A 10,224-nucleotide genomic window follows, 5' to 3' on the forward strand; every position below is an offset into this window, starting at 1 on the left:
GAAGGAGCGTCGGTGAACTGTACCTTAGTTGCTTTGTCGTGACAATTCTTGTCCTATTGCTGGTTACTTGGCTTATGTAAAGCCAGGGTGCTATTTCTTGAAACTACAACAATCTCGGAATCATTATAACAACTTGACGCGAGAAATTTTTCAATTTGATGTCCATATTTCTCGGCGCCATCATTAAGCCGATCGTCAAAATTGACATTTATAAATATTATCTTCATAAATTTTGTTTCTGTTGCATAATTATTAATTTGATTTGTTGACAATTCTATATCTGATGAGACCTTTTTCATAAATTCATTTGACAAATTTGGTGTTATGCGAAATATCTCGTTGTTGTTAAATCTGGCTATCTCAATGTTGGAAAAATTTATTGTCTTTGCTTCTAAATATACACGCGTACAGTTCTTGTATGCTTTAAAATCAGGTGTTTTTTTGCCTTTTATTTTGGATTCTGGAATGAACTCCACCTCCAAGAAATCGTTATCCATAAGAAATATATATGCTTTTGCCTCGTTCAGTATGTCGTAAAGCTGCTGCCAACCGCGCGCCTTATCTCTTTTTGTTAAATATGGCTTTGCTTTTACCTTTAAAGATTCCCATGCCTCGGAGTCCAGCCTTGCTAGATCCCTCTCCAGGTCGCTGAACCATTTTCTTGCCGCCGGACATGTTTCGACGCTTGTTTCAAAACCGCGAAAGTATGCATCCTGAGGCAGTAGCTCAGGTAGTAGTTTGCGGAGTTCGTGGAGTCGCGGAAACTCGTGGATTTGCATTCGGAAAGCTCCTCACAACCTTGTCGAAGTCTATCGTAGCATGAAATCTTGAGTTGGAGGTTTCGGTACCCTGCCGTCACCCCTCCAGTTCCCCCTTCAGCGCCGACAGCACGTTCATCGCATGACCCGCATACCGGCTGATCCAGCGGTCGTGGATCGCCTGGATCGGCAGGGCGTTGAGGTGGTTCCAGCGTTCGCGGCCCTCGCGCTTCGGGATCACCAGGCCGGCGTCTTCCAGCACCTTGAGGTGCTGCATCACCGTGCAGCGGTCCATCTCCGGAAAGCGCTCGCAGAGTGCGCCCGTCGTCAGCGGCGCCGCCTTGAGCGCATCCAGCATCTGCCGCCGCCTGGCATTGGCGAGCGCCTTGAAGACGGCGTCCTCTTTTGATTCGCTTGACATGTTATGTTTTTATAACATATTTTGGGCGGGTACAAGGTTCAGGGGCGGGTTTTGCCCGAAGGAGGACGGCATGACGCTGGAATTTCGCGTGAACGGACGCATCGCCAAGCCGGTGGCGGAGGTCTTCGACGCGGTGGTCAATCCGGACAAGCTGAGCGGCTATTTCACGACGATCGGCGGCGCGAGCGGGCCGATGGTCGAGGGCGCGACGGTGACCTGGTGGAACATGGCGCCGGTCCTGGTCGACACGGTCGAGCAGAACGCCCGCATCGTCTTCCGCTGGGATGCGATGGTCGAGGAGGGCGAGGACCCCTACAGGACCCGCGTCGAGATGCGCTTCCAGCCGCTCGACGACGGCGGCACGATGGTGACGATCGCCGAAAGCGGCTGGCGGGAGAACGACCGCGGCCAGAAGAGTTCCTACATGAACTGCGAGGGCTGGTCGCAGATGCTCGCCTGCATGAAGGCTTACCTGGAATATGGCATCAACCTGCGCCAGGGCTACTATCCGAGCGAGCTCAAGGGCGTCGTCGCCTCCGAGCAGCAGGATTTCGTCTGAGCTGGCGCCGGTACAGCGCACGTTTCGTCACGCGCCTGAAAAGAGGTGGCATGACGGCGGAGACAGGGCCCGCGGTGGCGCTGCGCCGCCTTGCTGCCGCGTGCGCGACGGGCCTTTCCGCCGCTTGCGGCCCGGCAGGCGAAGGCGTATGCCTCTCCCCATGCAGTGGAGCGACGAAGCCATCGTTCTCGGCGTCCGGCGCCATGGCGAGACCTCGGTCATCGCAGAAGTGATGACGCGCGGCCGCGGGCGCCATCTCGGCCTCGTGCGCGGCGGGCGTTCGCGCACCATGCAGCCGGTGCTGCAGCCCGGCAATTCGGTCGAGGTCACCTGGCGGGCGCGGCTCGACGAGCATCTCGGCGACTTCCGGATCGAGCCGCTGGAACTGCGAGCGGCGCGGCTGATGGAAACGGCGACCGCCGTCTACGGCGTGCAGGCGATGGCGGCGGCGCTGCGCTTCCTGCCGGAGCGCGATCCGCACCCGCATCTCTACGACATGCTCGGCATCATCCTCGGCCACCTGCACGAGCCGGCCGATGCCGGCGAACTTTTCGTGCGCTTCGAGCTCGCCGTGCTGAACGACCTCGGTTTCGGCCTCGACCTTGCCGAATGCGCCGCGACCGGCGCGCGCGACGACCTCTGCTACGTCTCGCCGAAATCCGGCCGCGCCGTCAGCCGCGCGGCGGGGGCGCCCTATGCCGGCAGGATGCTGGCGCTGCCGGCCTTTCTCGGCGACGAGCAGCGGCACGCCGCCGATGCCGCAGCCCTCGACGACGCCTTCCGGCTGACCGCCTTCTTCCTGAACCGCCACGTCTGCGAGCCGCGCGGCCTCGAGCTTGCGAGCGCCCGCCACGGCTTCGTCCAGGCGGTGCTGAAGGCGCTCGCGGCAAGACCGGGCGAAACCGATCCCCATCCAGACAGGGTTACCGCATGACGATCGACATCTATCCGGGCATGGCCGTCGGCGGCATCGGCACGCTGCCGCTCGACGTGGTGAAGCGCGACGGCGGGCTTTCGGTGCTGAAGGCGATGCTTTCCGGCGACCTGCCGGCGCCGCCGATGGCCGCGACGCTGAAATTCTCCCTGACCGAGGTGGAGGAGGGCCGCGTCGTCTTCGCGGGCCTGCCGGATGGCGATCATCTCAATCCGCTCGGCACCGTGCACGGCGGCTGGACGGCGACGGTGATGGATTCGGCGCTCGGCTGCGCCGTCTTTTCCGTGGTGAAGCCCGGCGAGGCCTATACGACCGTCGAGTTCAAGGTGCATCTCGTCCGGCCGGTCGTGCCCGGCCTGGGCGAGGTGTTCTGCGAGGGGAAGATCGTCCACCGCGGCCGCACGATCGCCACCTCCGAGGCCTGGCTGCGCGACGGCAGCGGCAAGCTGCTCGCCCACGGCACCGAGACCTGCGCGATCTTCCCGATCGAGAACCTGATGCGGTGAGTTGCGGCGGCGCGGCGTTTCTGCCGCCGCCGTCAATGGAATCTCCGCCCTGAAACGTCCGGATGGTTGCGTCCCGGTCAAACCGGCCTAAAGTCCGCCTTCCGCTCAGGGAGTCTCCATGCTCGAAATCCTCTTTCTCGTCAGCATCGTCGTCGCGATCGTCGCGCTCAATATCGCCCGCGGCACCGAGCGGCGCCTGTCGGAGAAGATCCGCGCCCTGTCCCGCGAGGTCGAGGCGCTGAAACTCCCGCGGCCCGCAACGCCTGCGGAGGAACACGCCGCCGCGCGGGCACCGGCCGACGCGACGGAGGGGGAGGCGGCGGCACCGCTCGAGGCCGCGGAAGACGATGCGTCCGGCTTCGCGGGCCCGTGGCAGGCGGCGCGCCGGGGGCGCAGCGTGTTCGGCGAGGCCGAGGCGCCCGCATCCGCCACGGCGGAGGAATCGTCGCCGGGCGAGCGGGGCGGGACGCCGCGCGGCGATGCGCCGCCCGCCTTGGCGGCCCGCGAAAGCCTGGAAAGCCGCATCGGCGCGCGCTGGGCCGTCTGGGTCGGCGGCATCGCGCTCGCGCTCGGCGGCGTCTTCATGGTGAAATATTCGATCGAGGCCGGTCTGCTCAGCCCGGCCGTCCGGCTGTCGCTGGCGGCGCTCTTCGGCCTCGTGCTCGTCGCCGGCGGCGAGGTGATCCGCCGGCGCAGCGAGCCGCTCGTCGCCGACGCCTTCCAGAATGCCATGATCCCCGGCATCCTGACCGCGGCCGGCGCGCTGACGCTGTTCGGCGTCACCTATGCGGCCCATGAATTCTACGGCTATCTCGGGCCCTTCACCGCCTTTGTGGTGCTCGCCGCCATCGGCCTCGCGACGACGGCGCTGTCGCTGCTGCACGGCCAGGCGCTCGCGGGCCTCGGCCTGCTCGCGGCCGTCGCAACGCCCATGCTGGTCGCGACCGGCGAGCCCAGGCCCTGGGGCCTCTTCGGCTATCTCACCGTCGCCTGGGTTGCGACGCTCGCGGCCTCCAGGCTCCGGCGCTGGCAGGTCGTGCCGTCGCTCGGCAATGCCGGGCTGGCGCTCTGGGCGATCCTCTACCTGACCGGCGTCGAGACGGTCGAGGTCCTGCCGGTCGTGCTGTCGCTGCTCGTCATGCTGGCGGGCGTCGGCCTCGTCTGGCCGGGCCCGACCGCAGCGGACGTCTCGCCCGCGGCCGGCGCGGCGATGCCGGCGACCGATGCGGCCCCGGTAGCCGGCGCACACCTGCCCGCCGGCTACCGGATGGGGCCGTGGGAGGCGCTGTCCGCCCCGCCGCACATGGCGATCTCGCTGACCGCCGGCCTTGCGGCGCTCTTTCCGGCGATGGTGCTCGCCTCGATGGTCGCGGGCCTCGATGTCGCCGCCTATGCCTTCGTCGCGCTCGTGCTGGCGCTGGCGCTGCTCGGCGCGTTCCGAACCTTCGCCATCTACCCGGCGGTGCTTGCCGCCATCGGCGCGCTCGCCGGCACGGCGATGATCGCGGCGACGCCGGCGACGGCACTCATCCAGGCCTTCGACGGCGTGGCGCCGCCGACCTTCGACACGGCGGTGCCGCTGTCGGGCTCCGTCCTGCCGGCGCCGGTGAACCTGCTCCTGCTGCTGGCCGCCGGCCTCGGCCTTGCCGGCGGCGCGGCGCTTTTCCTGCACCTGCGCCGGGCACGGGAATTCTCGGCGGTCTGGAGCGTGCTGATGGCGCTGCCGCCGCTTGCCATCGGGGCGACCACCTTCCTCGTCTTCGGCAACCTTACCTTCGATCCGAAACACGGCCTCTTCGCGCTGGCCTTTGCCGCCGCGCTGCTTGCCGGCGCCGAAGGCGCGACCCGCAGCCCGGCGGCCCGGAAGAAGCCTTTCGTGCCGCAATGGGCGCTCGTCGCCGGCAGCTTCGGCTTCCTGGTGCTGGCGCTGCACGCGATGACGGACGGGCTCGCCACCACGCTCGCCGTCGCCGTCGCCGGCTTCGCCTCCCTGATGGCGACGCGGCTGCGCCGCTGGCCGGCGCTCGCCTGGGCCATGGTCGGCGCGGCGCTGGTGGTCGGCGGGCGCATGGCCTGGGAGCCGACGATCGTCGGCGCGGAAAACCTGTCGAGGACGCCGGTCTTCAACGCCCTTCTCGCCGGCTACGGCCTTCCCGCCCTGCTTCTGGCGCTTTCCGCCTGGGAACTGCGGAGCTGGCGCGGCGTCAGGGTGCGCAACCTCCTGCAGGCGCTGGCGAGCCTTTTCGCGCTGCTGACGGCGGCGATCCTCGTGCGCCATGCGATGAACGGCGGCGTGCTCGACAGTTCCGTGCCGACACTCGGCGAACAGTCGATCTACACGCTGCTCGTCATCGGCGCCTCGGCGGTCATGATGTCGCTCGACCTCAGGTCGCCGAGCCCGGTCTTCCGCTATGGCTCGATGGCGGTCGGCGTGCTGTCCGTGCTGTCGGTGGCGAGCGCCCATTTCATCGGCCTCAATCCCTATTTCAGCGGCGAGCTGACGGGGCGGATCCCGTTCTTCAACCTGCTCCTGATCGGCTACCTGCTGCCCGGCCTCGCCTATGCGGGGCTTGCCTGGTATGCGCGGCCGCGCCGGCCGCTGCCCTACGTCATCATGCTGGCGCTTGCCGGCGTGGCGCTCGCCTTCGCCTGGGTGACGCTCTCGGTCCGGCGCTACTGGCACGGCGAGAGCATCGCCGACTGGAAGGGCTTCCTGCAGGCCGAAACCTACACCTATTCCGTCGTCTGGCTGCTGCTCGGCGTCGGCCTGCTGGCGCTCGGTTCCCGCTTCGACGCCAGGAGCGTGCGTCTCGCCTCGGCCGTCCTGGTGCTGCTCGCCGTCGTCAAGGTCTTCCTCGTCGACATGTCGAACCTCGAAGGCATTTTGCGTGCGCTCTCCTTCATCGGCCTCGGCGCGGTGCTGATCGGCATCGGCCTGTTCTACCAGAAGATCCTGACGAGCAAGGGCGGCGCCCCGGCGCCGGCGGGTGAGGCTTGAGGCGGCGGCGAGTTGCGGCTAGGGAAGGGTGGACCTCGCCCCGTTGAGTCCCGCCATGTCCTTTGCCTCCCTTGCCGCCGCCTTCGCGCCCCTCGAGGCGCTTGCCGAGATGCTGCTGCCGCACGCCTTTGCGCCCGGCGACGGATCGCATGACGCGGCGCACCTCATCCGGGTCTGGAAGAACGCGCTGCGCATCCGGGCCGGCGAAGGCGGCGATCCCCGCCTGCTCGCCGCCGCCGTGCTGCTGCACGATTGCGTGGCGGTCGAGAAGAATTCGCCGCAGCGCGCGCAGGCCTCGCGCCTCGCCGCGGAAAAGGCCGCCGGCCTGCTTGCCGGCCACGGCTGGGCGGCGGCGGAGATCGAAGCCGTCGCGCATGCGATCCTGACGCACAGCTTCTCGGCCGGGCTCACGCCGGACAGCATCGAGGCGAAGATCCTGCAGGACGCCGACCGGCTGGACGCCATCGGCATGGTCGGTGCCGCGCGCTGCTTCTACATTGCGGGCCGCATGGGAAGCGGGCTCTACGACCCGCTCGATCCCCTGGCGGAAAACCGTGCGCTCGACGACAAGGCCCATGCGATCGACCATTTCGAGGTGAAGCTCTTCAAGCTCGCCGACGGGTTCCAGACGGCGACGGGGCGGGCGCTCGCGCTTGAACGGCAGCAGCGGCTCCGCGACATCCGTGCCATGCTGCTGGATGAAATCTGAGCAAAACCATGCTTTTCTCGTGGCCGGCTGAATCGGTTCGGCAGGTCGTTGAATCAAAATCGGAAGGAAACCGGATGCGCGTCTCGGGCCTCAACATCCATCCGCTGAAGAGCGGCCGGGCCATTCCCGTCGCGGAGGCGGACCTTCGTGTCGACGGTTTTGCCGGCGACCGGCGCTTCATGATCGTCGGGCCGGACGGGCATTTCATCACCCAGCGCGAACTGCAGGCGCTCGCCCGCGTCGAAGCCAATCCCATTGCCGGCGGCCTGCATCTCGCCATGGACGGCCGCGAACTCGCGGCGACCTTCGATCCCGACGACCGGCTCGACGTGCGCGTCTGGGACAGCCGCGTCAATGCCGCGGTGGCCGACGAGGCGGTCAACGACGTGCTGTCGGACTGGTTCGGCCGCCCGGTGAAGCTCGTCCACATGGACGAGAGCGCCGAACGGGCGGTCGGCGCCGATTGGGCGGGGATCGCCGCGCCGGTCGGTTTCGCCGACGGCTTCCCGATCCTCGTCACCACGACCGGATCGCTCGCCGACCTCAACCGCACGCTCGTCGACAAGGGGCAGGAGCCTGTCGGCATGGAGCGTTTCCGCACCAATGTCCTGATCGGGCACGACGATGCCTGGGACGAGGACTTCTGGGAGGCGATCGAGATCGGCGGCGTCCGCATCGACCTCGTCAAGCCCTGCGCCCGCTGTATCATGACGACGCAAGACCAGGCGACGGGCGAGCGCATCGGCGGCAACCCGATCCAGGGTCTCGCCGAAAAGCGCATGTCGGCCGACCGACGCGTGCCGGGCGTGCTGTTCGGCTGGAACGCCGTACCGCGCGGCGAGGGCCGGCTCAGGATCGGCGACGCCGTCACCGTCGTCAAGCGGCGCGACGAGCGCTGGCCGATGAAGGTCCGCGGGTGAGGGCGGAACTGCTCCTGCTGCATGCACTGCCGCTCGACGGCTCCATGTGGGCGGGGCAGATGGGGCTGCTGCCGGGAGCGACCCATGCGCCGACGCTCTACGGCTTCGGCGATCGTATCGAGGACTGGGCCGTCCGCGCGCTCAAACCGCTCGGCAGCGATCGTGTGATCGTTGTCGGCTGTTCGGTCGGCGGCTCCTGCGCGGTCGAGGTGGCGCTTGCCGCGCCCGAACGCGTCGCGGCCCTCGTGCTGATCGGCACGAAGGTGCGGCACCGGCCTGATCCGGCGCTGCGCGACCGGGCGCTGGAAACGATTCGGGAGGGCGGGCTCGAGGCAGCCTGGAACCGGTTCTGGGCGCCGCTCCTGTCGCCGGCGGCGGCGCCGGGCACGCTGGCTGCGGCGCGGGCGACGACGCTTCGCCAGTCGCCGAACGACATCGCCTGCGGCGTGCAGGTCTTCCATTCCCGGCCGGATCGCCGCGGCTTCCTCGCCGGCTTCACGCGGCCGGTCGTCGTGGTGACGGGGGCGGACGACCCGGCACCGGGACCGCAGAGGAGCGCGGCGCAGGCCGGCGAGGCCGGTAGCGGCCGCCTCGAAATCGTTCCGGATTGCGGCCACTACGTGCCGCTCGAACGCCCCGGGCGGCTGAATGCCATCCTGGCCGAGGTCATCGCCGCCGTGCGCTGAGCTGCTCTGTCGCACCCGGCTGCGCCGCTACGCAATTTGGACATGGACGGCAAATCGCGGAATCCGCTAATGCTCATCCGATCCGGCGCAATCGATCCGCCGACGAGGAGAATGTGCCGATGGGCGTTGTCGCATCCTACCGCTACAAGGACGGTGTCCGGCAGGAGGCCGTCGACCTGGCGGATGCGCGGCCGCCCGGGGAGGAGGGCGCGTTCGTCTGGATCGGTCTTCACGAACCGACCGCCGAGGAAATGGCGCTCATCCAGCGCGGCTTCGGACTGCATCCGCTCGCCGTCGAGGATGCGATGAACCGACACCAGATACCGAAGGTCGAGGTGTTCGGCGCCGAGCTCTTCGTCTCGCTGAAGTCGGCGCAGATCAGCGGCGACAAGATCAGCTACGGGCAGACCTCGATCTTTGTCGGCCGCAATCACGTCATTTCGGTCCGGCTCGGATCGACGCGGGCCCATACCGAGCTTCGCGCCCAGATCGAGGCCTCGCCGCTCCTCCTGCGGCAGGGGCCGGACTATGTGCTGCACGCCATCCTCGATTTCGTCGTCGACGGCTACCAGCCGGTCGTGCAGCAGATCGAGGACAATGTGCTCGACATGGAAAAACACATGCTCGCGTCGTTCCTCGAGCGCGAGCAGATCCGGCGCCTCTTCCGCCTGCGCCGGCAGGTCATCCTCTTCCAGCGCATCCTGGCGCCGACGACCGACGTCACCGGCAAGCTGCTTCACCTCGAACTGCCCTGTCTCGATCCGGAGGCAAAGCCGTTCTTCCGCGACGTCTTCGACCATGTCAATCGCGTCAACAACATGCTGACGGGGCTGCGGGAGGTGATCATGTCGGTCTTCGAGGCGAGCAATCTGCTCGAACAGCAGCGCCAGGGCACCATCACCCGGCAGCTCGCCGCCTGGGCCGCGATCCTCGCCGTGCCGACCGCGATCGCCGGCATCTACGGCATGAACTTCGAGAACATGCCGGAGCTCCAGACCCGCTACGGCTATTTCGTCGTGCTCGGCGCCATCGCCGGCCTCTGCGCGCTGCTCTACTGGCGCTTCAGGCGCGCCAAGTGGCTGTGAAGCCGCCGCCGGCCGGCCTGCGCCGCCGCCGGAGTCGCGTGGCACGAATGTTCAAGACGGCCGGGTGCTTGCCGCGCTATCCATCAATTTCGCTGATCGCCCGCTCAAATTAATTCGCTTTTGCTTATCGATGGGCGGACGTAGGTTCGGCGTCCGACACTCCGGAGTAAGCCATGTCCATTTCGTCCGTCACCGCCGCGCCGGCCAGAAGCCGGCCCATGCCCTGGCTCATCATCGCCGCCGGCTCGCTCATCGCCGTGCTCACTTTCGGCCCGCGCTCGGCCATGGGCTTCTTCCAGCTTCCGATGCTGCAGGATACCGGCTGGGACCGCACCACCTTCGGCCTCGCCATGGCGCTGCAGAACCTCGCCTGGGGCCTCAGCCAGCCGTTCTTCGGCGCGATTGCCGACAAGTTCGGCACCTGGCGCGTGCTGCTGGTCTCCGGCCTCGTCTATGCGCTCGGCCTCTTTCTCATGTCGCTCGGCTCCTCGCCGCTCTGGCTGCATGTCGGCGGCGGCGTGCTGGTCGGCCTCGGCGTCGGGTCCGGCTCCTTCGGCATCCTGCTGTCCGCCTTCGCGCGCAACGTCACGCCGGAGCAGCGCTCCATGGCCTTCGGCATCTGCACCGCGGCGGGCTCGGCCGGCATGT

11 protein-coding genes are annotated in these 10,224 nt (G+C 67.0%); 9 read left to right on the forward strand and 2 right to left on the reverse strand.

Features of this window, described 5'->3' with window-relative positions:
- Nucleotides 1–53: 53 nt before the first annotated feature.
- Together LXM94_RS17055 and LXM94_RS17060 are read right to left on the reverse strand one after the other, a co-directional pair.
- Nucleotides 54–779 (reverse strand): hypothetical protein, encoded by a 726-nt coding sequence (locus LXM94_RS17055; protein ID WP_235772671.1) that lies wholly within the window; start codon nt 777–779, stop codon nt 54–56.
- A 76-nt stretch (nt 780–855) separates the two neighbouring features.
- Nucleotides 856–1,179, reverse strand: coding sequence for an ArsR/SmtB family transcription factor (locus LXM94_RS17060; protein ID WP_235772672.1), 324 nt, complete (start codon nt 1,177–1,179; stop codon nt 856–858).
- Nucleotides 1,180–1,249: 70 nt separating this feature from the next.
- Here LXM94_RS17060 and LXM94_RS17065 point away from each other — a divergent pair, with 70 nt between their 5' ends.
- From LXM94_RS17065 to LXM94_RS17105, 9 genes are all read left to right on the forward strand, one after another.
- The gene (locus LXM94_RS17065; protein WP_235772673.1) at nt 1,250–1,738 is read left to right on the forward strand and encodes an SRPBCC domain-containing protein; all 489 of its coding nucleotides are present in this window, start codon (nt 1,250–1,252) and stop codon (nt 1,736–1,738) included.
- A gap of 160 nt (nt 1,739–1,898) precedes the next feature.
- Nucleotides 1,899–2,672: a DNA repair protein RecO gene (recO, locus tag LXM94_RS17070; RefSeq protein ID WP_235772682.1), complete on the forward strand. Its 774-nt coding sequence runs from the start codon at nt 1,899–1,901 to the stop codon at nt 2,670–2,672.
- Complete coding sequence (locus LXM94_RS17075; RefSeq protein WP_235772674.1) at nt 2,669–3,178, forward strand: PaaI family thioesterase; 510 nt, start codon at nt 2,669–2,671, stop codon at nt 3,176–3,178. Before recO ends, LXM94_RS17075 begins: the two co-directional genes overlap by 4 nt.
- Before the next feature lie 118 nt (nt 3,179–3,296).
- Nucleotides 3,297–6,176, forward strand: a complete 2,880-nt coding sequence (locus LXM94_RS17080) for a DUF2339 domain-containing protein (RefSeq protein ID WP_235772675.1) — start codon at nt 3,297–3,299, stop codon at nt 6,174–6,176.
- Between the two features lie 55 nt (nt 6,177–6,231).
- A complete protein-coding gene (locus LXM94_RS17085; protein WP_235772676.1) occupies nt 6,232–6,885 on the forward strand; it encodes an HD domain-containing protein in 654 nt (217 codons plus the stop codon).
- 74 nt (nt 6,886–6,959) lie between these two features.
- The gene (locus LXM94_RS17090; RefSeq protein ID WP_235772677.1) at nt 6,960–7,805 is read left to right on the forward strand and encodes an MOSC domain-containing protein; all 846 of its coding nucleotides are present in this window, start codon (nt 6,960–6,962) and stop codon (nt 7,803–7,805) included.
- On the forward strand, nt 7,802–8,491 hold the full coding sequence (locus LXM94_RS17095; RefSeq protein WP_235772678.1) for an alpha/beta fold hydrolase: 690 nt from the start codon (nt 7,802–7,804) through the stop codon (nt 8,489–8,491). Before LXM94_RS17090 ends, LXM94_RS17095 begins: the two co-directional genes overlap by 4 nt.
- 119 nt (nt 8,492–8,610) lie before the next feature.
- Nucleotides 8,611–9,576, forward strand: a complete 966-nt coding sequence (locus LXM94_RS17100) for a magnesium and cobalt transport protein CorA (protein WP_235772679.1) — start codon at nt 8,611–8,613, stop codon at nt 9,574–9,576.
- 173 nt (nt 9,577–9,749) lie between these two features.
- A partial coding sequence (locus LXM94_RS17105; RefSeq protein WP_235772680.1) for an MFS transporter occupies nt 9,750–10,224 on the forward strand: 475 nt, incomplete at its 3' end.

Origin of the sequence: Rhizobium alarense (assembly GCF_021555155.1) — a bacterium.
GTDB classification, from domain to species: domain Bacteria; phylum Pseudomonadota; class Alphaproteobacteria; order Rhizobiales; family Rhizobiaceae; genus Rhizobium_D; species Rhizobium_D alarense.

Coding starts and splice junctions, on each gene's coding strand:
- LXM94_RS17085 (WP_235772676.1), top strand. CDS start 6,232: ATGTCCTTTGCCTCCCTTGCCGCCGCCTTCGCGCCCCTCGAGGCGCTT.
- recO (WP_235772682.1), top strand. CDS start 1,899: ATGCAGTGGAGCGACGAAGCCATCGTTCTCGGCGTCCGGCGCCATGGC.
- LXM94_RS17065 (WP_235772673.1), top strand. CDS start 1,250: ATGACGCTGGAATTTCGCGTGAACGGACGCATCGCCAAGCCGGTGGCG.
- LXM94_RS17055 (WP_235772671.1), bottom strand. CDS start 779: ATGCAAATCCACGAGTTTCCGCGACTCCACGAACTCCGCAAACTACTA.
- LXM94_RS17060 (WP_235772672.1), bottom strand. CDS start 1,179: ATGTCAAGCGAATCAAAAGAGGACGCCGTCTTCAAGGCGCTCGCCAAT.
- LXM94_RS17090 (WP_235772677.1), top strand. CDS start 6,960: ATGCGCGTCTCGGGCCTCAACATCCATCCGCTGAAGAGCGGCCGGGCC.
- LXM94_RS17080 (WP_235772675.1), top strand. CDS start 3,297: ATGCTCGAAATCCTCTTTCTCGTCAGCATCGTCGTCGCGATCGTCGCG.
- LXM94_RS17100 (WP_235772679.1), top strand. CDS start 8,611: ATGGGCGTTGTCGCATCCTACCGCTACAAGGACGGTGTCCGGCAGGAG.
- LXM94_RS17075 (WP_235772674.1), top strand. CDS start 2,669: ATGACGATCGACATCTATCCGGGCATGGCCGTCGGCGGCATCGGCACG.